The organism is Wolbachia endosymbiont (group B) of Dolichovespula media, from assembly GCF_947179505.1.
Taxonomy (GTDB): Bacteria; Pseudomonadota; Alphaproteobacteria; order Rickettsiales; family Anaplasmataceae; genus Wolbachia.
Window position 1 is genome coordinate 425,288 of sequence record NZ_CAMXBR010000003.1, and the last position, 22,497, is coordinate 447,784.

The 22,497-nt window shown below is 34.7% G+C and carries 21 protein-coding genes, 2 tRNA genes and 1 pseudogene; 13 read left to right on the forward strand and 11 right to left on the reverse strand.

Features of this window, described 5'->3' with window-relative positions:
• Positions 1-192: 192 nt before the first annotated feature.
• Positions 193-1,116, reverse strand: coding sequence for an ankyrin repeat domain-containing protein (locus OM967_RS04550; protein ID WP_211908631.1), 924 nt, complete (start codon positions 1,114-1,116; stop codon positions 193-195).
• A 199-nt stretch (positions 1,117-1,315) separates the two neighbouring features.
• On the opposite strand from OM967_RS04550, the gene dnaE reads away from it, so the two are divergent.
• From dnaE to OM967_RS04580, 6 genes are all read left to right on the forward strand, one after another.
• Entirely contained in the window at positions 1,316-4,645 is a 3,330-nt protein-coding gene (gene dnaE / locus OM967_RS04555; protein ID WP_264337698.1) for a DNA polymerase III subunit alpha, read from the forward strand.
• Between the two features lie 48 nt (positions 4,646-4,693).
• Positions 4,694-5,467, forward strand: a complete 774-nt coding sequence (gene rpsF, locus OM967_RS04560; protein WP_264337699.1) for a 30S ribosomal protein S6 — start codon at positions 4,694-4,696, stop codon at positions 5,465-5,467.
• Positions 5,467-5,745 carry a 30S ribosomal protein S18 gene (gene rpsR / locus OM967_RS04565; RefSeq protein WP_015587948.1) on the forward strand — a complete coding sequence of 93 codons (279 nt, stop codon included), beginning with the start codon at positions 5,467-5,469 and terminating at the stop codon, positions 5,743-5,745. Before rpsF ends, rpsR begins: the two co-directional genes overlap by 1 nt.
• A 3-nt stretch (positions 5,746-5,748) precedes the next feature.
• Positions 5,749-6,303: a 50S ribosomal protein L9 gene (rplI, locus tag OM967_RS04570; protein ID WP_211908635.1), complete on the forward strand. Its 555-nt coding sequence runs from the start codon at positions 5,749-5,751 to the stop codon at positions 6,301-6,303.
• A 236-nt stretch (positions 6,304-6,539) separates the two neighbouring features.
• Positions 6,540-7,832 (forward strand): adenylosuccinate lyase, encoded by a 1,293-nt coding sequence (gene purB / locus OM967_RS04575; protein WP_264337700.1) that lies wholly within the window; start codon positions 6,540-6,542, stop codon positions 7,830-7,832.
• Positions 7,832-7,903, forward strand: a tRNA-Met gene (locus OM967_RS04580). The genes purB and OM967_RS04580 overlap by 1 nt, the downstream gene beginning before the upstream one ends.
• A gap of 553 nt (positions 7,904-8,456) precedes the next feature.
• Here OM967_RS04580 and OM967_RS04585 read toward each other — a convergent pair.
• Positions 8,457-9,722, reverse strand: a complete 1,266-nt coding sequence (locus tag OM967_RS04585) for an iron-containing alcohol dehydrogenase (protein WP_264337701.1) — start codon at positions 9,720-9,722, stop codon at positions 8,457-8,459.
• A gap of 42 nt (positions 9,723-9,764) precedes the next feature.
• Here OM967_RS04585 and dapE point away from each other — a divergent pair, with 42 nt between their 5' ends.
• The gene (dapE, locus tag OM967_RS04590) at positions 9,765-10,961 is read left to right on the forward strand and encodes a succinyl-diaminopimelate desuccinylase (protein ID WP_264337702.1); all 1,197 of its coding nucleotides are present in this window, start codon (positions 9,765-9,767) and stop codon (positions 10,959-10,961) included.
• A 439-nt stretch (positions 10,962-11,400) separates the two neighbouring features.
• Positions 11,401-11,691 (forward strand): hypothetical protein, encoded by a 291-nt coding sequence (locus tag OM967_RS04595; protein WP_211908641.1) that lies wholly within the window; start codon positions 11,401-11,403, stop codon positions 11,689-11,691.
• Here the strand turns inward: OM967_RS04595 and OM967_RS04600 are convergent.
• From OM967_RS04600 to cutA, 3 genes are all read right to left on the reverse strand, one after another.
• Positions 11,688-12,116 carry a hypothetical protein gene (locus OM967_RS04600; protein ID WP_246433248.1) on the reverse strand — a complete coding sequence of 143 codons (429 nt, stop codon included), beginning with the start codon at positions 12,114-12,116 and terminating at the stop codon, positions 11,688-11,690. The two genes, OM967_RS04595 and OM967_RS04600, sit on opposite strands and share 4 nt — an antisense overlap.
• 138 nt (positions 12,117-12,254) lie before the next feature.
• Positions 12,255-12,326, reverse strand: a tRNA-Gln gene (locus OM967_RS04605).
• A complete protein-coding gene (gene cutA / locus OM967_RS04610) occupies positions 12,317-12,652 on the reverse strand; it encodes a divalent-cation tolerance protein CutA (protein ID WP_211908645.1) in 336 nt (111 codons plus the stop codon). Before cutA ends, OM967_RS04605 begins: the two co-directional genes overlap by 10 nt.
• Positions 12,653-12,981: 329 nt before the next feature.
• On the opposite strand from cutA, the pseudogene OM967_RS08240 reads away from it, so the two are divergent.
• From OM967_RS08240 to OM967_RS04630, 3 genes and pseudogenes are all read left to right on the forward strand, one after another.
• Positions 12,982-13,930, forward strand: a pseudogene (locus OM967_RS08240) (IS5 family transposase).
• A 195-nt stretch (positions 13,931-14,125) separates the two neighbouring features.
• Positions 14,126-14,569, forward strand: a complete 444-nt coding sequence (locus OM967_RS04625; protein WP_264337704.1) for a hypothetical protein — start codon at positions 14,126-14,128, stop codon at positions 14,567-14,569.
• 89 nt (positions 14,570-14,658) lie between these two features.
• On the forward strand, positions 14,659-15,297 hold the full coding sequence (locus tag OM967_RS04630; protein WP_264337705.1) for a hypothetical protein: 639 nt from the start codon (positions 14,659-14,661) through the stop codon (positions 15,295-15,297).
• Positions 15,298-15,320: 23 nt separating this feature from the next.
• On the opposite strand, the gene thyX is transcribed toward OM967_RS04630, so the two are convergent.
• The 5 genes from thyX to acpP all read right to left on the reverse strand — a co-directional run bounded on the left by thyX (position 15,321) and on the right by acpP (position 19,200).
• Entirely contained in the window at positions 15,321-16,154 is an 834-nt protein-coding gene (gene thyX / locus OM967_RS04635) for an FAD-dependent thymidylate synthase (protein WP_211907520.1), read from the reverse strand.
• Positions 16,147-17,433, reverse strand: coding sequence for a UDP-N-acetylglucosamine 1-carboxyvinyltransferase (gene murA, locus OM967_RS04640; RefSeq protein WP_211907519.1), 1,287 nt, complete (start codon positions 17,431-17,433; stop codon positions 16,147-16,149). The genes thyX and murA overlap by 8 nt, the downstream gene beginning before the upstream one ends.
• A gap of 4 nt (positions 17,434-17,437) precedes the next feature.
• Complete coding sequence (locus OM967_RS04645; RefSeq protein WP_158307661.1) at positions 17,438-17,575, reverse strand: hypothetical protein; 138 nt, start codon at positions 17,573-17,575, stop codon at positions 17,438-17,440.
• A gap of 86 nt (positions 17,576-17,661) precedes the next feature.
• On the reverse strand, positions 17,662-18,933 hold the full coding sequence (fabF, locus tag OM967_RS04650; protein ID WP_264337706.1) for a beta-ketoacyl-ACP synthase II: 1,272 nt from the start codon (positions 18,931-18,933) through the stop codon (positions 17,662-17,664).
• 6 nt (positions 18,934-18,939) lie between these two features.
• Positions 18,940-19,200 carry an acyl carrier protein gene (gene acpP, locus OM967_RS04655; protein ID WP_211907517.1) on the reverse strand — a complete coding sequence of 87 codons (261 nt, stop codon included), beginning with the start codon at positions 19,198-19,200 and terminating at the stop codon, positions 18,940-18,942.
• 127 nt (positions 19,201-19,327) lie between these two features.
• Here acpP and OM967_RS04660 point away from each other — a divergent pair, with 127 nt between their 5' ends.
• Positions 19,328-20,110 (forward strand): polyprenyl synthetase family protein, encoded by a 783-nt coding sequence (locus tag OM967_RS04660; protein ID WP_010406449.1) that lies wholly within the window; start codon positions 19,328-19,330, stop codon positions 20,108-20,110.
• On the forward strand, positions 20,103-20,975 hold the full coding sequence (locus tag OM967_RS04665; RefSeq protein ID WP_250120113.1) for an FKBP-type peptidyl-prolyl cis-trans isomerase: 873 nt from the start codon (positions 20,103-20,105) through the stop codon (positions 20,973-20,975). Before OM967_RS04660 ends, OM967_RS04665 begins: the two co-directional genes overlap by 8 nt.
• Before the next feature lie 70 nt (positions 20,976-21,045).
• Here the strand turns inward: OM967_RS04665 and hslU are convergent, their stop codons facing one another.
• Entirely contained in the window at positions 21,046-22,497 is a 1,452-nt protein-coding gene (gene hslU, locus OM967_RS04670; protein ID WP_264337707.1) for an ATP-dependent protease ATPase subunit HslU, read from the reverse strand.

The window sequence follows — 22,497 nt, forward strand, 5'->3', positions numbered from 1 at the left end:
GCTTTCTTGTCATCCCAGTACTCCTTATTCTTGTCATTCGAGTAACCCCTTCAGTGTCATCCCAGTGCCTAGACACTGGGATCCAGAAAACTTCACTTTAAATGAGTGAACTAGATTACCTTTATATAGATTCCAGTGTCAGATAATTGCATGACATCTTCAACTCTGTACAGATGTGCGCAACGCGTTCCACTATGAAGAAATGACAGTAACTCCCTGCTGTTCATTTGTTAAGTTGACAATTGGTTTTTCTGCTCCATCAACTTTAGTACTAGGCTTTAACAATTCATATGTAGCACAACCAACTACCAGTGCTGCTGCTGTAACTGCAACCACTGCTATAACGATAGGTATCAACTGAGCTGCAATTGTTCCAGTTGTAAAAAGTGCCACTGCTATAGCAGTGCCTAATAATGTATTCACTCCACCAGCAATCATTGCCTTATTACGTGCTTTCACAAAAGAACCTCCTACTTCATTTAATAGAACTGTTACTACGTTTTGACTTACAGCATAATCTAAAGGGGTCTCTCCATATTGATCTGCTGCGTTAACATCTGCTCCTGCTTTGATTAAAACCTCTACTGTCTTTTCGTGACCATTACAAGCAGCGAAATGCAAAGGAGTCATATCGTGGTAACCTTTCTCATTAACATTTGCTCCTTTTGCTAGTAAAAACTCTACTGTCTTTTCGTGACCATTCTCAGCAGCTAAATACAAAGGAGTCATATCACACCAATTTTTCCGATTAACATCTGCTCCTTTTTCTAGTAAAAGTTTTACTATATCTACGTGACCATTCTCAGCAGCTAAATGCAAAACAGTATTACCCGAATGATATCTCTCATTAACATCTGCTCCTTTTTCTAGTAAAACATTTACTATATTTGTGTAACCATTCTTAGCAGCTATCTTTAATAACATACACTCAATACAGAAGGAGAGAGAAAATACATAATTTACATCAAAACTACCTATCTCCCACAACAAATATAGAAATAGATTCTGTTCCTTTAGTTCTTCTTGTATTTTCTTAATTATATTATATTTATCTAAGCCTTCCTTAACCTCAATCGTACTCAGTACTTTTTTCAGTGATTTATATTCTCCTGTCATAATTCTACCTTCAATATTAAACAATATGTTTAATTATTTCATAATTATGATGAAAAATCAACTCAAATAAGCTAATAACCGGGATTGTGAATAGTAAATTAGATTCAAATAGCCTCTTTGTGTTATTTCAGTGTTAGACCTTTTCATATCCTTACAAGCAAATTAATGTTATCCTTTTATTGCTAATCTAAAGTTTTTTATGTTCATACACTTGCGTGTTCATAGCGTTTATTCTCTGCTTGAGAGTTCGGTTAAAATTGAGGAGCTGATTGGTCTTTGTTTGCAGAACAAAATGCCGGCAGTTGCAGTTACTGACTCAGGTAACTTATTTGGCTCACTTGAATTTGCAGAATATGCAGCTAATAGGGGAATACAGCTAATAATAGGATGTAATATTATCGTTCGACACTTAGAACAAAATTTATCAATACTGCTACTTGCAAAAAATGAACAAGGGTACACTAATTTAGTCACTTTGGTGAGTGAGTCTTTTAAAAAGCGTAAAAATAGCAGCGATATTCCCTACGTTGATTTTGATGAGCTATTAAATTTAAGTTCAGGCCTAATCGCCTTAACTGGTGGATATGACGGCATATTGGCTCAACTGTTATTGAAGCAAGATAAAGAAACGATAAAAAGACTGCTCTCAGCATTTGATGGTCATTTATATGTTGAATTGCAGCGTCATGGGCTGAATAAAGAGCTAGAGCTTGAAGAAGCTTTAATAGATTTTGCTTATCAGCGCAATATACCACTAGTTGCAACGAATGATGTGTTTTTTTCAAATAGATCTGATTATGAAGCTTATGATATATTAACGTGCATATCGGAGGGCAGTTATGCTCTCGAGAATAACAGAAAGAAGCTAACCACTGAACATTATTTCAAATCTGTGGCGGAAATGGAGGAGCTATTTAGCGATATCCCCGAAGCAATTTATAACACTTTAGTGATAGCTAAGCGGTGCTCTTACATGCCAAGAAGCAGGCAGCCTATCTTGCCTAAATTTCCTTGTCGAGAAAATAAAACTGAGAATGAAGAACTGAGGGAGCAGGCAGTTTCAGGGTTGAAGCTGCGTATTGCAAATGAAACGGACATAGACCTTAAACAATACTACGATCGGCTGAATTACGAACTAAGCGTAATAACTTCGATGAACTACGCTGGCTACTTTTTGATAGTTTCTGATTTCATTCGTTGGAGCAAAGCAAATGGCATTCCAGTTGGACCGGGAAGAGGTTCTGGTGCTGGGTCGATTGTTGCTTGGAGCTTACAAATTACAGATCTTGATCCAATAAAATTTGGTCTGATCTTTGAAAGATTTTTGAATCCTGATCGTGTATCGATGCCTGACTTTGATATCGATTTCTGCCAAGAGAAAAGGGACCTGGTTATTGATTATGTTCAGAAAAAGTACGGTTATGTTGCTCAAATAATCACTTTTGGAAAATTGCAAGCAAGGGCAGTATTGCGTGATGTTGGTAGAGTATTGCAAATGCCTTACTCTCAAGTGGATAAAATATCTAAAATGGTTCCATTTAATCCAGTAAATCCTGTAACTTTATCGCAAGCGATAGAGCTTGATCAAAACCTACAGAAAGAACGAGATAGTGATGAGGTAATTGCAAAGCTTCTTGATATATCACTAAAGCTCGAAGGAATATATCGTCACGTTTCAACTCATGCTGCTGGAATTGTAATATGCGATCAAAAATTAGAAAATTTTGTTCCCGTCTATTATGATCCAAATTCGGCTCTGCCAATCACTCAATACAGCATGAAATATGTAGAGAAAGCTGGGTTAATAAAATTTGATTTTCTTGGACTTGGTACGCTAACACTAATAGATCATGTATATCGTTTAATTAATCGTGATGAAAAAAAATTTGATATTTCCTCGGTTTCTTTGATTGATCAAAGAACCTATGAAATGCTCTCAAGAGGTGATTCAATCGGAGTGTTTCAGCTTGAAAGTTCGGGAATGAGAGAAGCTTTAATCAAACTAAAGCCAGACTGCATTGAAGATATCATCGCTTTAATTTCTCTTTATCGCCCAGGGCCTATGGATAACATTCCAACTTATGTTGCAAGAAAGCATGGACTTGAAAAGCCAGATTACATTCATCCATTGCTTGAGGAGGTGTTAAAAGAAACATTCGGAGTAATAATCTACCAAGAACAGGTAATGGAAATAGCGCGTATTCTCTCTGGATATAGCTTAGCAGAGGCGGATTTACTCAGACGTGCCATGGGTAAGAAAATTAAGGAAGAGATGGATAAACAACGTGAACTTTTTGTTCAAGGAGCAACAAAAAACGGTGTTGATTACGACAGGGCAAGTTATATTTTTGATCTTGTTGCAAAATTTGCTGGTTATGGATTTAATAAATCCCACGCTGCAGCATATGCGATTATATCTTACCAAACAGCTTACCTTAAGGCTAACTACCCGCTAGAATTTTTTACGGCCTTGATGAATCTCAACATTGATGATAGAGACAAACTGAATTTGTTTTATCATGCTGCAAAATTCAGTGGAGTTGCTGTTCTTTCGCCTGATATCAGCAAATCTAAGGCTGAATTTTCAATAGAGGGTGAGCACATACGCTACGGAATTGCTGCTTTGCGTAATGTTGGTTTTGCTATAGCAGAAGGAATAGTAAATGCACGCTCAAGTTCTTATAAGGACATATGGGAATTCATTCAAAATTTGGGGAATGTAATAAATAAAAGGGCATTAGAAAGTTTAATTAAATCTGGAACATTCGATAGTGTGCACAAAAATAGAAAGCAGTTATACGAGTCAATAGACACATTGATTTACTTTGCAAATAAAAATAGGCAGTCAAATCAAGCTGCTTTATTTGGTAATCTTGATATTCTGAAGCCAAAACTTGAGAACGTGGAAGATTTTAATGAAGAGGAAAAATTAGAGCATGAGTTATTTTCATTGGGATTTTACTTAACTAATCATCCACTTGAAAAGTTTAGAACTCTCTTGAAAAAATTAAATATTGGGTTTATCGGAGAGAGTAAAACGATAAAAACTGCTGGTGTAATATTAAATGTGCGTATGAGAACCTCAGAACGTGGAAGATTTGTTATCCTAACACTTTCTGATCCCCACAATGTTTCTGAAATAGCATTCTACAATAATGAAATAATAGAAGAAAAAAGGAATCTATTTTCACCTGGAGCATTTGTGATAATTGATCTTGAAATTTCAGAAAACACAACGAGACTATCAGGAAAGGACATATCTGAATTTACAGAAAAGGTTACTTCTCTAATGAAAGGATTAGTTTTAACTGCTGTATGTGCAGACTCGCAAAAAGTTGCTGAGGAGTTGAATGCAGTGTTGAAAAATGGAGGCAAAACCAAAATAATGCTAAAGTTTCTTCTCGAAAAACATAAAGTCAGCATCTTGTTGCCAGGTACATATTCAATCACCCCCCAAGCTATTTATGAAATATCTCACTTAAGTTGGATTGAAGGCGTAGAAATTAATACAAATAACTTGCTTATATAAAAAAGTTTTATATAATAAAGTGTTTAATTGATATTAAAGGAAGATATAGTGAATCTCTATGAATTTACTTTTATAGCACAACCGAACTTATTGCAGCAAGAAGTAGAAGAAATGGTCCAAGAATTGGCTATTTTGTTGAAAAATATTAAAGCAGATGTTATTTCTCAGGAGGTTAAAGGTCTCATAGAAAGAGAACATAGCACAGTTACAAAACAAGAGCTAGAGGCAAGTACTGAAAGCATTAAAAAAAGTCTGATTGTTTACTCTGATTTTTTGGAAACTCTGACAAAAATTTTATGGGTTGAATTGGAAGAAGATTTTTCAAATTTAAAAGAAATAAAGTCAAGAATCGATAAAGAATTGAAAAATGAACTAAGTGATACGGGAATAAAACAAAATTTTATGGACCTTCCAGGAGCTAACACTAAAAGTGCATTTATTTATAATGTAGTAAATGCTTTTAAGGAAAATATTTCACAACATCTAATAAAGCCCCTTCAAGAGGTTTTAAAAAGTTTTAAAATAGTAGACTCAAATCAATTGAATAAAACGCTGGAAGTGCTTTTGAAAAATATTGAAGCTTCAGGATTGATAAAATATGAATATTGGGGTCTATTAGATTTTGCATACCCAATAAATAAGATGAAAAGTGGTCATTACTGTATGGTGTGTATAAGTTTTACTTCAAGCATTATGGATGAATTTGAGCGTAGAGTAAAACTGAATGAGAATATTATTCGCCACTTGTCTGTACGGGTTAATGAGTTTTTTAAAGGTAAATCTTACATGATGGATAAACAAATTGAGGAGAAAAGTGCATAATGATGAAAAGACGAAATAGTTTTAATAATTCTTACGTGTCTGTAAATAACAGAACTGGCTTTAGGCGTCCTAAGGTCTGTCCTCTTGCTGCATCTAAAGATGAGGACATAGACTATAAGAATATAGATTTATTGTCCAAATTCACCTCTGACTATGGTAGAATATTACCTAGAAGGTTAACAGGTGTGTGCGCAAGAAAACAAAGAAAGTTGCGCTTAGCAATTATAAGAGCACGCTTTTTAGCTCTTGCTCCTTACTGTACTAAAAAAGTTAGGTAATTTATGTTAATAATTTTAAAGGAAAATATAACAACTTTAGGTAAGATTGGTGAAGTTGTCAAAGTTAAGCCAGGTTATGCACGTAATTTTCTTTTTCCACAAAAAAAGGCGATGAAAGCCACTAAGGAAAATTTAATAAAGTTAGAGGAACAGCGTTTATTATTGGAAGAAGAAAATACCAAAAAATTAAATGTAGCAAAAGTGCTTGCATCATCACTGCATGATAAATTTATTATATTAATAAAGCAAGCTTCAGAGGATGGAAAGATTTTTGGCTCTGTAACCACACGTGAAATTGCAAAAACTTTATTACAAGAAGGATATGATATAAGTCATCATAGTTTATCTTTTGGTGGAATAAGTATCAAAAATTTGGGCGAGTATCAAGTGAATATAGAATTACATAGTAAAGTGATAGTGCCAATTACTATATACGTTGTCAGATCTGAGAAAGATGCACATGAATTAAGGCAAGCAAAGTTGCAAAATCAGAAATCTGAGCAACAAGAGGCAGAGCAAGATGCGAGTAAAGAAACTACTGATGGTGATGATAGCTGATCAAAGATGATCCCTTGTTATAGTCGTAAAGAAATGTCTTCCATTGCTAAGCTGGTATCATCCCAGTGCTCCTTTCATGTCATTCCAGTGCATGACACTGGGATCCAGTTTATTTCATCATGGACATTATTTTATGCTTCTAGAATCCGTTGTCCATTGAATAATTTGCAAATACTTTTATATCTGGATTCCAGTGTCATGCACTGGAATGACACCATTATTGGAATAAATCAAAAATGATCCCACGCTATAGCCGCAAAGAAATCTCTTCTATTTGGGAAGAAAAAAATAAGTTCAACATATGGCTCAAAATAGAAAAATTAGCATGTGAAGCTCAAGCAAAATTAAAAGTTATTCCAAATGATGTTGCTGAAAAGCTCTCTGGTGCTATTGAATTTGATATTGAGCGTATTAACGAAATTGAATCCATTGTAAAACATGATGTTATAGCTTTTTTGACATATATTTCTGAAAAAGCGGGAGTTGATATTCGTTATCTCCATTACGGAATGACAAGTTCTGATGTTTTAGATACATGCCTTGCAGTGCAGTTGAAAGAGTCATGTGATATTTTACTCAAGAATCTAAAAAATTTACTTATAGTATTGAAAAAAAAAGCTGAGGACTATAAAGATATTGTTTGTGTTGGGCGCAGTCATGGAATGCATGCAGAAGCAATAACTCTTGGATTAAAATTTGCTAGATTTTATGCTGAATTTAAACGCAATTATCAGAGATTAATTAGCGCGCAAAAAGAGATCTCAATTTGTAAAATATCAGGTGCAGTAGGTAATTTTGCAAATATTAATCCATTTGTTGAAGAGTATGTAGCGAAAGAAATGGGACTCATACCTGAAACCATATCGTCTCAAGTCATCCCTCGTGATAGACATGCCATGTTCTTTTCAATTTTGGGAGTAATTGCAAGCTCAATAGAAAATATTGCAATTGAGATTCGTCATTTGCAAAAAACTGAAGTCGGCGAAATCTCTGAATATTTTTCCACTGGGCAGAAGGGAAGTTCTGCTATGCCGCATAAGTGTAATCCTATTTTAAGTGAGAATTTGACTGGGCTCTCACGCTTAGTACGCAGCTATGTTTTTCCTGCATTAGAAAATGTTGCATTATGGCACGAACGAGATATATCGCACTCGTCTGTGGAAAGGTGCATTGCCCCTGATGCTTGTATAACAATGGATTTTGCTTTAGTGCGATTAACAGATTTGATAGATAAATTGGCGATCGATAAGGAAAACATTGAAAAGAACTTAAACTCTTCAAAGGGTTTAATTTTCTCACAACGTGTATTGCTTGAGTTGGTAAGTAGTGGTTTAACTAGGGAAGAGGCATATAAAATTGTTCAGAATAATGCAATGAAAGTAAAGCAAGATAACAGTGATTTTCTGTTCGAATTGAAACAAGATAAATCCTTGCACGGAATTATTGACTCTGAAAAACTTGAGTCTTTGTTTGATTTGAAGTATTATATGAAACATATAGATTACATATATAGCAAGGTTTTTAATTAGGCTGAGTAGCTCAGTGGTAGAGCAGGAGGATCATAATCTCTTGGTCGGGGGTTCAAATCCCTCCTCAGCCACTCAAGCTAAGCTATGGTTTGGCGATAGCAGCGCACTTGACAAAATAACGTGATTCATTGTCAATTAACTGAAGTTTTTTTTCAGTTGTTCATATAGTATATGGAATAATGTATGTGAAGTGATAAAGATACAACATTTGTTGTATCTATTCAGGGGAATGGCTAATGGTATCCGTTCAAGAAAGTGGTAAGGTAGATGAGAAAAGACAACTAAATGAATTTCATCCGAGTAGCTGACACTGGCATCTATATAAAGACAATCTAATGCACTCATTTAAAGTGAAGTTTTCTGGATCCCAGTGTCTAGGCACTGGGATGACAAGAAAAGAGTTGACTTGAATGACACCGAATAGGCACTGGGACAGAGGCTACTTGAATAATATTTCACCATGTCATTCCAGCACTTGATGCTGGAATCCAGAAGTTTTTGAGCACAAAAGTCATGCTAAGTTTTTGTTGTTAAGAAAGGCTGGATAGCTACTTGCATGACACCATTTGTTACTGTATTTTTGTCTATCTTATTTTGCTACCCTACCGAACGAATACACAAAATCTAACTTTTTTCTATACAACCAGCCAGGTCAAGAAAGGTGAATCTATCTCTTGTTGCAAATGTAAGATTGACTACCTTGCAGTATTGCTCTTTGTTCCAATTAAGATGCTCCGGTAAGTACGGAATTGATAGATCTTCAAATACTTTCTGCAGGTGTTTTGCAGATAGTAAATTTTGCTTAATTAAACTAGAAATATTACTCCATTCTTTGCAAATAATCTCTTGAATTTTTTGCTGCATCATTTGCTTCTGCTTTAGAATTTTTATAAATTCGGTATTACCAAAGCACTGAGTTATATGTTTTACATCTAAAGTGATCGGTTTGGTAATCGGGTTTTGTATTGACAATATCTCCTCTTGCAAGTTAGCCATGGTAATCGTTGTCACAGCAATTTTTTCCCCATGTAACGAGGAGGAATAATCCTGTGTTACCATCTCAATTGCATGAGCTATCATATGTTCTCCTTGACTTGCAGAGTAGCTGCCTTTTGACATCACCATTCCGAGTCCTGAAATCAATAAGGCTTCCATAAGTAATAAAACTACTCTTTTATCTTTTTTAGCAAGTGCCAAGTGTTCTCTGAGCAAAATTTCCTCCAGATTGCGAACAAGTTTAAAGGGTAATTCATTATATTCTGTGCCAAGTAATAGATGAGATAATAGCCAATCGGCTTGTACTGTTGAACGGCAGATGAAATCTGCAAATCCACTTAATGTGAGGCGTGGTGGTGCGTTGGCAATTATATCGGTATCAATGTATATTGCCTTTGGAAGATGTGCTCCGAACGATTTTTTATATCCATCAACTAATATTGAAGCGTTTGCAGAGCTATATCCATTCATGGAAGCAGCTGTTGGAAAGGATATGTAGTCTTTGCCTTCTAAATAGCTTGCGTACTTACAGATATCATTAACAGTGCCACTGCCAAATGCAACCATTAAGTCACTATCTTTTGCTTTATTTCTAACTAGGTTTACAGCTTGGAGAGAAGCAGCACTGTTCAGTCCATTTGGTGTCATCCAAGTAGCGTGACACTGCGATCCATCATAGTCACGCGCTGGAATGACAGGTGTGGCTGGAATAATTAAATGAGAAACTTTATTAAGTATGTTTTTGTTTAAAAGTTTTGCTGTATTTTCATCTGCAATCAGAAAAATGTCATTTCCGTATTGTCTACATATTTCATAGATATTATCAGCAAGTACTTTTACTTCCCTAATAAGAACTTGTTCTGTGTGCTGTAATATTTGTTTTAAATATCGCATAGAATGTTTACAATACGGTAATGTTAGTATTTCAAGATTGATATGAAGATTGACCCTGTAGAACTAACTAAGAAATTAATTTCTTTTAGAAGTATAACACCAAAAGACGATGGGGCAATAGAGCATATAGCAGCCATTCTCAAGAAAAGTGGTTTTGAATGTGAGATTTTAGAGTTTGGTGATAAAGTTAAAAATCTTTATGCGAAATATATAAATGGAGTACCAAACTTGTGTTTTGCTGGACATGTTGATGTTGTACCACCAGGTGAGTTAAAAGATTGGATATCTGATCCATTTAAGCCAGAAGTTAGAGATGGAATGCTATATGGAAGAGGAGCATCTGATATGAAAGGCGGAGTAGCTGCATTTATTGCTGCTATCGTAGATTCAGTTGCAGGTAAGTTTCGATTCAGCGGTTCAATCAGTGCATTGATTACCAGCGCTGAAGAAAGCACGGAAGAACATGGAACAAAGGCCGTTTTGGAATGGATGAAAAGCAAGCAAAAAAAGATAGATTTTTGTGTAGTTGGCGAACCAACTAGTAGTGAGAAATTAGGTGATACCATAAAAATAGGTAGAAGAGGTTCTGCAACATTTAAATTGATTTGCCATGGTAAACAAGGGCACGTTGCCTACCCAGATCTAGCAGATAATCCAATATATAAAATGGTATCGATACTAAGTAAGATAAAAGATACCACTTTTGATACTGGTAATAAATACTTTCAGCCTTCACATTGCGAAATTACTACTATCGACGTTGGAAATAATACTAATAATCTAATACCTAGTTCAATAGCAGCAGGTTTTAATGTTCGATATAACAATACACAAACACCAGACGTTTTATATAAGATGATTGATGCAATATGCACCAATGTGACTAACGATTATAAACTGTCTATGCAGAGCAGCAGAAACGTTTTTCTCTCTATTCCTGATAGAAATACTGATATTATGCTTGATGCGATAAATAAAATTACCGGCATTGATGCTGTGCTGAGTACAAATGGTGGCACATCTGATGCTGCGTTTATTAAGGATATTTGTCCAGTAATTGAATTTGGTATGATCAACAAAACCGCACATCAGGTAAATGAATGCGTATCAATAGACGATATACATAAATTAACAGCTATATATAAGGAGTTTATAAAAAATTATTTTTACCCCACTAATAAAATATTAAACCAGATCAATGTAATTGGTAATACGCCTGATGGTCCATTATTAGCTTGAGGTGCAGTTGCATAGAGAAGAAAACTTACTAGACACATTTTACCAGCCCCTTATTATAATATTAAGGGTATTTTTGACTCAAAACTTGTCTTTGATCTGTGTGAGCTCAATAACAAAAATTCAGTAGAAAGCTTATTGGCGAAAATTATCTGTTCAGCAGAGTGACAAAATAAGATAGACAAAAAAGCTATAAGAACAAATAGTGTCATGCAACACTGGCTTTTGTACACAAAACGTTGTAAAGCGCTTTTGTCAACCTGGATCCCAGCTCGGATAACAAGAAAAGAAGCACTGGTTTCACATAGATCTGAATAGATATAATTTCTTAAACATTTATAGCTCACATAAAACCCGGTCTGACTGTCATAAAGGCTACTCATTGCAGCAGACAACTTTCGCACTACTTCAAATTCTAATTTTCAACTTAAAGAGGTACATAATGTCAAATAACTTCAATTTCAAAGAATTTTTTCACCATCACGAAGCAAATAGCACTTTAGATGATATACAAAGGTACTGCATACTGTGGCAATCAGTGATATCACAGGCAATGATTGATGCAGCAAGTAACTGTAAAAAAACAGAAAGCTTGGTAGAGAAACGTAAAGCAATTTCCTGGCTATCAGACTTCAGTCAAGATTTTGTTGAAACATGTATACTGGCTGATTGCGATCGGTTATACGTAAAAAACAAAATACAGCCAATTCTAAAAAAGATAAAGCCCTTTTAATGAGGTTTACCCCTCTCACCAAGAAAAATATCATTTAATCTTTTTTCTATAGCTTCATCTATATCTTGGATTAATAGCTGCTTTATCATATTCACTTTCCGTTCTGCCTCTTGAAGATTATTGTTACCGTAACTGTTCTTATTACTATAACCATAACTACTGCCATTTGGTTTATTACCCATTTTTCTTCTTGTGCTGAGTATCTGAACTATCTTCTCCTTGAAAAAAGACTTCCAGCCTGTGCCAGAAAATAATTTGTAGAGAAAATGCGGAGTAAGAAACGCTACTAATATTCTAATAGAAACTCCATAACCCAAATCATCTCTATTTTCATAATACCATTTTAAATATTGATATAAATGGTAAAATGCATTTTTGAAAGAGCTAAATTCTACAGCATACCAAAAGCCACTGGTGAGAAACATGAGCATAATGCTCGATGTATAAAGATACAAAGTGAAAAAAAATAGCTTGACAACTATATCTTTCAAACTGCCCAGTATGTAATTAAATAACCTTAATTTATAAAAAAGTGATATCATTTCACGCACACTTCAATAAAGCTGGGGTGGAAGGATTCGAACCTTCGCGTGGCGGTATCAAAAACCGCTGCCTTACCACTTGGCTACACCCCAATATTGTTTATATCAATAACATTATTAACCCAATTAGTAAAAGATTTATTCGCTTTTCCTATGGGTATTATCAAAACGGCTGGTTGACCATAAGAATGCATTGCCTCGATTTTTTCTACAATCTTATCAGCCTGATCATTCCTACTTTTCATAATTGCCACTACTTCACAATTACTATTAATTTTACCTTCCCATAAATACAGAGAATTTACTTCAGGAAATATATTTACACACACAATTAACTTCTCGTTTAACAATTCTTCAGAAATAGCCTGAGCCTCTTTCAAGTTTGAAAAAGTTATATAGACTAAAACTAAATTGCTCATTAATCGCTACATAAATGCATTTTTACTATACTCTACTTAGATTTATTCATCAAGAGAAAATAGGAGAGACCTCTTCAGTGCTTGACACACAGAAATTGAAGATGTAATTTAGTAGCTCTCCCCTTGTCATCCCAGTAGTTCTCCTCTTGTCATCCCAGTGCGTGACACTGGGATCCAGCCTTTTTTACCAACAAAAACTTAGCATAAACTTTCGTGCTCAAAAAATTCCTGGATTCCAGTGGGCTTTGTTGCATAGGTCAAATAAAAAGAACTGGCAGTTACTGACAAAATTCACTATAAGACAAGCATTTAACCTACTAAAGAAAAATATGCCACAAAAAATGAGAGTCAGTAACTGCCATGAATATAACAAATTTCTCCAAGAGAGGGGAAATATTTTTTATTACGTCAATGATGCCATAGAAAATTGGTACGAAAAAGGTCCAAAAATGGCTGGTGGCAACTATATTTATAGCGATAAGGTCGTGATTCTGGTTCACATAATAACTTATTTATTTAGAATAGATCTGAGACAAACAGCGGGATTTATAGCAGGGTACCTTGAGCAAGTAAGGAAAAACTTGCAAGTTATTAGCTATTCCCAGGCCTCAAGAAGGCTTAAAAAACTTAACATCAAAATTAATGATCGAAGACATGATAAAAATAATACAGAAGATATTGAGATTGCCATAGATAGTACTGATCTACAATAATATTCCAGGTCATAGCAAGGCAAATGGTACAGATAGAAAGTATCGCTGCTATGAGCAAACAAGAAAACTGCATGTAATGCTAGAGATAGGTAGCAAAAAAGTTATAGCAGCAAAATACAGTGGCGGAGTTTATTCTGACCACTATGGAGCATGTGATCTTATTGCAAGGATTGATGTTAAATATAATATAAGCACACTATATGCAGACAGGGCATATAATCGAAAGAAGTTATACAAACTGTGCGATGAGCTTGACATAAAGACAAGGATTCCTCCGCAAAATAATGCAATAGAGCATCCAAAGTTGGATTATATGGATGAGAGAAATTCTACAATCAAGCTCATAAAGTCATATGATGAAGATGGTATGAAGAGGTGGAAAAAAGAGATAAATTATGGGAAGAGATCTTATATAGAAAGTTTTTTCTCGCGACTGAAGCAAACATTTGGGTTTAGTTTTAGAAACAAATCTGAGGTTAATCGTGAGAGAGAACTGCTACTCAAGTGTTATTTGCTTAACAAATTTACTGATATAGGCATGGCTAAATTTGAGATAGCTTCATGAATTTATTCCACGTTACCTATTATCCGAAGAGTGATGCAACAAAGCCATTCCAGTGTCAGCTACTTGCATGACACCACCTACTATGTAATTTACTTTTTTATATAATAAATATTATTAATTTATCAAGATATTAGTTGACAAGTAGTGTAATTTATACCATTATTAAGATATATAGTTAATATCTTAATAAATAATATGCCAAAATATGTTAATCGCATTGCTCAACCTATTGTATTAAAAGTCTGTACTGATAAGGAACATCCTAGAGTTAAAGTGTTTTGTAAAACTGAAGATAGAGAAGATGGACAAGTTGAAATAAGACTCTCAAAACAGAAAATTGCGGAGTTTTTAAATCAATTTGCCAATAAAGGAAAGCACCAAATTTCTATCAGTAAAAATGTAGAACAAGGTATAATTAAAGATATAGAAGGTATACGTAGAGAAAATGGTAGATATGTATACAAAGCACCGGATTTATCAGCTGAAGAACAATATAATAAATTATTTGAAAGTGAGAAAGCTATTCAATTTAATTTGAATACTTTTATGTCAGATAGTATATCTAAAATTGTACAATTAAAAGATAGATTTGAAGAAATTTTAGATTTTGATTCCAAAAAGGGCTATGTCACTCATTAAGTTACTTTATTACTTTTGTAAAATTAGAGAATAGGCAAGATTTTGTTGCATTTCTCGAGTCTGATAATATTATATCTGAACAAGATTTTATGAATTATATTGATGGAAAAAAAGAACAAACGAAAAAGTTATTAATGATGCAGTTTTTATCGCAATTCTTACCTATTCTTGATGTTCAGAGCATTGAAAAGCGAGAAGGAGATCAATTTTATTATGATGACATAATATATAAGGAATTAAATAATAATTTATCTTCAACAGAACTATGGATCTATACTGAGCAAGAACAAATCAAATGTGCGTTAAATGATGTGGAGATAGGATGCTACTTAGAATTTAGTTATTTTTGCTATGCTTGTAATGAAGAAGATGTCATTGAGGATGAGGGGCATTCTATGTTGGTGTATAAAGCAGAGAATGATAAATACATATTTTTTGACCCTAATAAAGGAGCGGTTGGCTTTTGTCCTGATACAGGAGCTGCCAATTTTACATTAGAGGAAATTTGTAGGGTAATGGAACTTGCTGTAAACCGTTATTCATATGATATGTATATTGAAAATTTTGCAGATTATTGCCAAGTTTATATTATGCTTAGAAATGCAACACTAATGTTAAAGAAAGCCGAAAAGCTTTACGAAACAATGGAAAAAATAAATTCAAAAATAATTGATATATCAGTTGATAAAGGTATGAATAAATTGTTGCTTACACCTGCAAGTCTGTGAACGATATAACTTGATCTTTTTGGCTATTTACCAAGTATAGACATCAACTCATTCCATTCTCTTTTACCAATGCCACTTTCTTCTCTCGTAACATTTTCTCCTTTTATTAGCTTGCGAATTATTTCAAGACCAGTTTTTGAAATGCAGGCTGATTTTAGCGAGTATTCAACAAAAGCATTATAGGCCAGCGGGACCCATTTCTTCACTATGTCCAACATAACTTCTGCATAGACTCTAATTTCATATTGGGCGTGCTGATCAGCTCTAAGTCTTAAAAAGTGAAGAAGGTTGTGTAAATCTATTTTCCAATAAAACTGAGTATAGTAATTAAGTGTTAGATTAGTTCGGGCAATTTCCCTTGCAAGGCCCTGTTCAATAAATTTCTCATAATGAGAATATACTAAATTAGAATCATTTATTAGAGAATCTATTATTTCTTTTGAAGTACTTGAGTCAAAAGCTTCACCGCTGCCTTGTTTATTATTATCAGATTGTTTTGCAACCTGTTCTGGTATATAAAATTCATTATCAAGTATCGAATACCTTCCGGAATATTCATTCACATTTGCAGTTCTATGTCTTATCCACTGTCTTGCAATAAAAATTGGAAGTTTCACGTGAAACTTAATTTCACACATTTCAAATGGAGTTGTATGATGATTTCTCATCAAATATTTTATAAGCGCCTCATCTTGATTTATCTGTTTCGTTCCCTTTCCATAAGAAACGCGAGCAGCTTGAACTATGGCGCTATCAGAGCCCATATAATCAATTACTCGAACAAATCCATGATCTAACACCTTATGTTCTTCGTATAGAATTTCATCTATCTCTTTTACTGTAGTTCGCTTATTCATAACATGTCCTCAAGGAAATATCGGCTCCACACGAATTGAGTTTTTCGTCCATCGCTTCATAGCCTCTCCATAAATGATGTGAGTTATTTATTGTAGTTTCTCCTTTAGCTACCAAAGAAGCGAGAATTAAAGCTGCTGTTGACCTTAAGTCATTAGCATGCAGATTAGCTCCAGATAGGCTCTTTGTTCCACTTATAGTAGCTTTACTTTTTTCGATGCTGATATTAGCGCCTAATTTTCTTAGCTCATTTGCATGTGCAAATCTACTTTCAAAAATGTTCTCTTCAATGATTGATATTCCATCTGCAATGCACATTGCAGACATTAGTTGTGGTTGCATATCACTGGGAAAGTTGGGATATGGATTTGTTGCAACGTGAGCAGATTTAATAGAGCCATTTTTTCTAGAAATAATAATACCATCATCATGTAACTCAACTCTGGCTCCTATAGTCTTCAATTCATTTGCAATACATTCTATATCAGACAAACTTACTCCTTCCAACTTTAGCTCGCCGTCGGTAATGACAGCAGCCAAAGCATAAGTACCGGCCTCTATGCGATCTGGTATTATTTTATGCTCACACCCATTTAATGCTTCAACACCTTCTATTGTGATTTTTGTATTATTAACTTCAATATTGGCACCCATAATCTTCAGAAACTCTATTAAATCAAGAACTTCCGGCTCGATTGCAGCATTGTTTATTATTGTTACTCCCTCTGCAAGTGTTGCTGCCATTATTATATTTTCTGTTGCACCAACACTCACTTTTTCAAATGTTATTTCTTTGCCTTGCAATTTCCCCTTTGTTGTTGCAGTTATATTACAGCTATCAATTTCAATTTTAGCTCCCATTGCTTCAAGTGCCTTAATATGAATGTCAACAGGACGTTTTCCAATATTACATCCACCAGGAAATACTGTTGAAACTCTACCAAATCTGCTGAGCATTGGACCTAGCATTAAAAAAGATGCTCGCAGTCTGCTTGCAATTTCATGTGATATTAAATAGTTATTGATATTGCTACAGTCAATTTCCAAAGTGTGATTTGCTTTATAGTCTTTATTGCATATAAAATTTACTTCTGCACCAAGACTCTTAAGCAGCTCAGACATCAAATGCACGTCAATTAAATCAGGTACGTTATGCAAAGTTATTGAAGAATTACTAAACAAGCTTGACGCCATTATTGGCAAGACTGCATTCTTTGAACCATTAATCTTGATTTTTCCAATCAAGGGCTTATGGTTACTTCTTACTAATATTTTATGCATTTAATCAAGCGATAGAACTTATCAAGTAAGTATAATAGGTTAGCGGTAAAAGGCAAAATTTTGCTTTTTCTTCTTCTGTCATTCGAGTAGCTGAAACTGGGATCCATTTCTTCATCATCATCAAAATGTTATATTTCAACATTACTTTTATGCTGACCAATTTAACTGGATTCTAGTTTCAGCTACTCGAATAACATTTTCGTAGTCGATTCAAAATAGCATAATTAACTACACCTTTCCAAAGATGAGAGACGCGTTGGTACCACCAAAACCAAATGAATTAGAAAGCGCATATTGAATTTTATGCTCTTGAGCTTTAAGTGGTACAAAATTTAAATCACACCCTTCTGAAGGTTTGTGTAGGTTTAAAGTTGGTGGAACAATTCCATTGTTTAATGCAAGGATACTAAATATTGCTTCAACACTTCCTGCGGCACCAAGTAAATGTCCTATAGAAGATTTAGTCGAGGAAACAGGTATTTTATAGGCATAGTCACCGAATAACTGCTTCATTGCTATTACTTCAACTTTATCCCCAAGTGTTGTTGAAGTCCCATGTGCATTGATATACCCAATTTGACTTGGGCTTACTTGTGCACTCCTTAAAGCAAGTTCCATTGCCTTAAGTGCGCCTCTTCCTTCTGGATGTGGTGCTGTGATGTGGTGCGCATCTCCTGTTAACCCATATCCAGTGAGTTCTGCATATATTTTTGCTTCCCTTTTTTTTGCATGTTCATATTCTTCCAGAACTAATATACCTGCCCCTTCGCCCATGACAAATCCATCGCGTTCTTCGTCCCATGGCCTTGAGGCCTCTTCAGGATTATCATTGAATTTAGTTGATAGCGCCTTCATCGATGCAAAACCTGCAATTCCAACTCTGCATAACGCACTTTCTGCTCCGCCTGCAATCATAATGTCAGCTTCACCGAGTTTTATAGCTCTTGCTGAGTTTATAATCGCATGCGCACCTGTTGCACATGCAGTTACCGCTGAGTCATTTGGACCTATAAATTCGTATTTAATAGAAATATGACCAGATATCAAATTTATTAGACTTGCAGGAACAAAAAATGGGCTAACACGTCTAGGCCCCTTCTCCTGCATGGTAATTACATTTTCCTGAATTGATGGAAGACCACCTATACCAGAACCAATAGCTACACCTATTCGCTCTTTATTAATATTTTTATTTTCCAAAATTAGTGAATCTTCTACTGCCTGAACAGCTGCTGCAATTCCGTAGTGAATAAAACGATCTGTTCTTTTTAGGTCTTTTTCAAAAATATAATCTAGTGGATTAAAATAATGCTCAATGTTATCGGATTGCACAGGCACCTGCCCTGCAACCTGACAAGCAAGATCAGAAGAGTCGAACCTATCTGTATTGATTGCTTTGATGCCAGATTTACCTTCTTTCAGCTTTGACCAGGTGTTATTAACATCTGCTGCTAGTGGAGTAATTAAGCCGACACCGGTAACTACTACTCTTCTGCTCATTCAACATCAATTGTTTGCTTTGTTTACTATATATTCAACTATCTGTTCCATAGTTTCCATTTTTTGCGCATCTTCATCAGGAATCTCTATACCAAACTCTTCTTCAGCTGCCATAATTATTTCAACTGCATCTAAACTATCTGTGCCATGGTCTGAAAGCTTTGAAGAACTACCAAATCCCTCTACATCCTTACTGATGTGCTCCAGTATAATCTTCTTTACTTTTTCTTCTATATCTTCCCTAGTGCTTTTTGCTAATTCGCTCATTTCTTACTAAAAAATAACCTATTCTCTGATGTTATAAGAAATTTTGATGTTTGCAATAGCTTTTATGATTATATAAACTATTAAAAACTTCTTATCTCTTAGCACTCGATAGTTAATAAATTTAAAAATGCTAGACGAAACAACAAAAAATTTGCTTGTTGTAGAAGTGAATAAGCTCTTACCTGAAAATAGCGAGAATAGACTTATATCAGCTATGCGTTATGTGCTTCTTGCTCCTGCAAAACATATACGTTCTTTTTTAGTTATAGCATCTTCGTCGATATTCAACATAAAGGTTGAAAAAGCAATAACAGCAGCAGCAGCAATTGAATTTATTCATGCTTACTCCCTAATTCACGATGATCTGCCATGTATGGATAACAGTGACACCCGCAGAGGCCAGCCAAGCTGCCACAAAAAATTTGGTGAAGCAACAGCAGTACTGGCCGGAGATGCATTACTTACCCTGGCTTTTGAGGTATTATCTTTGTTAAATTGTGAGATCATAAAAGTGCTCTCTCAAGCAATAGGAATGAAGGGAATGGTGGGAGGGCAGATTTTAGATATAGGTGCAGATTTTGACAAAATAAAAGAAATTCATTTGATGAAAACTGCAAAACTATTTGCAGCTTCATGTGAAATAGGGGCTATAATAGGAGGCGCTACAGACAAGGAGCGGGAAGCATTATATAACTATGGAATAAATCTAGGGCTTATTTTTCAATCCAAGGATGATATCGAAGATTATGAGCAAGATAAAACAAACAATTTAATGTCCGTGCTTGGCAAAAATGAAATGGAAAATTATATAGATAGTCTCTTTAAACAGGCCTCAGATAATTTAAGTACGCTTTCAGGGAATACTAATGACTTATATGATTTATTGAATCAAGTAAAAAAAGATGGTTAGAAAAATTATATTACAAATGTTTATCTCTGTAGTAATGATTCTCGCTTTAGCTTCTGCTTTTATAATTACGATTGTTTATATAAACAAAGATAAACCAGAGAAAAGGGAAAAGCTTTACGAAATAAATGCTACACATGGTGGTTTGACACAGATGATAGCAAGTTATTTGGTCAGGCCGATACTTGAATCAGCTCTTGATCGTTATATTGAAAAGCATGGGTTAGCAGAATATTTAGAAGAAATAACACAGCAAAAAGAAGAAGAGATGATAAATTTTTATGAAATTACTGAAGGCAGTGGCAGTAAAGTTTTCTGTGGCCAAGAAGTTCTGCTACAAATGTACAAAGTCTCCAACAACCTAGCAACGCTACTTCCGACTGATGTCAATTTGAAAATAGGTCAGGATTACTTAAAAGAAGTGAGTTTAGGGGTAATAGGTATGAAAGAAGGCGGAGAGCGTGTAGTTACTATTGCTGCTGATGACAACAAAATGAGTTTTAACTCTTATTACATCAAACTGATTGAAGTAAAAGATAAATATCCCGATTCAGTAAATAACCTGATGATTTTTAATGACTTAATTAACAAAACTGGAAAACGAGTAAAATGTGGCGATGAGATATCAGTTCAATATAGCATAAAGAGACATAATGGTGAGTATATAATCAAAGATCAAATAGTGCAGTTTAAGGTTGGTGACAAAAAAATACCACTTGCTATAGAACTTGGAGTTGTGGGAATGAGAGCTGGTAATAAAAGAACAGTTCTTTCTCCACCTGATCTTTTAACTGATGTGTTAACAAAAGGCATAGATTGTGATATTGCAATAATTGATTTAAGCTTGAATTCTACTATTGCAAAATAGCTTAAAGAATTACGAAGTAAGAAAAAATAAAACCTCTTGAATGCTCTATATTACTTAAAGTAAGCTTCCTCTAAAGTATAAATTTAGATAAATCAAGCTGCTTTGAAATTGACTCTAGTTTATCTCTTACATATTTGCTATCTATAACAAATTTTTCATTATTTTTTTCAGAAGCGATAAAACTTATTTCATCCAAAAGCTTCTCCATGACAGTATGAAGTCTTCTTGCACCTATATTTTCCACTTCTCTATTAACTGTAAATGCTATTTCAGCTATAGTCTCTATACCATCATCAGTAAACTCAAGTGTTACATTTTCCGTTTTCATTAACGCTATATACTGTTTTAACAAACTAGATTCTGGTTCCTTTAATATTTTTATTAGATCCTCTTGAGTAAGCGCCTTAAGTTCCACTCTAATTGGCAATCTACCCTGTAATTCTGGTAAAAGATCAGATGGCTTAGATAAATGAAAAGCACCAGATGCAATAAATAATATATAGTCTGTTTTTACGGGGCCATACTTAGTTGAAACAGTTGTTCCCTCAAGTAATGGTAACAGATCGCGCTGCACTCCTTCTCTGTTAACTTCACCTTTTATTTCTGTACGTGCTGCAATTTTATCTATTTCATCTAAAAACACTATACCTTCATTGCTAACAAGATCAATCGCTTCTTTGACTATCTTGTCTTCATCCATTAACCTTTCGCTTTCTTCATTAATCAATATTTCACGTGCTTCTTTCACTTTAACTGTAATAGTTTTTGTTTTTTTGCTCCCATTAAACATCTTGCCCACGATTTCTGTTACGTTCATCACACCAATTTGCCCACCTGGCATGCCAGGTATATCAAAAGTGGGTAACATACCCTTGCTCTCCCTGACGTTAATAGAAACTTCTCCATCTTCAAATTCCTTATTTCTCAGTCTTTCTCTGAAAACTTTTTTGCTTTCCTCGGTTGCATCTTCACCAACCATGGAGTTGACTATTATCTTTTCAGCCAAACCTAAAGCTTTTTCAGTTAAGGCTTTACGTGCTTTTTCCTTAACTAAAACTATTGCTGCGTCAACTAAATCACGTATTATCGAGTCAACATCACGTCCAACATATCCTATTTCAGTAAATTTCGTTGCTTCAACTTTTATAAAAGGTGCACCAGCAAGCTTTGCTAAACGGCGAGCTATTTCAGTTTTACCAACTCCCGTATGGCCTATCATGAGTATATTCTTAGGTATAATCTCTTCACGTAGTGGAAGTGGGACTTTATTTCGACGCCAACGATTTCTGAGTGCAATAGCAACAGCGCGCTTTGCATCATTCTGCCCGATTATAAATCTGTCTAATTCTTTAACTATCTTCTGTGGTGGTAGATCATCTAATAAAGCTTGTGAGCTTTGAATGCTACTACTTCCTATACCTTCATTTTCATAGAGGCTATTTTTCTCATTACAGTCATCATTATTATCAAATTGACCTACTACAGATTGACTAGAAAAATTAGCACACAAAGTTCTTGACAT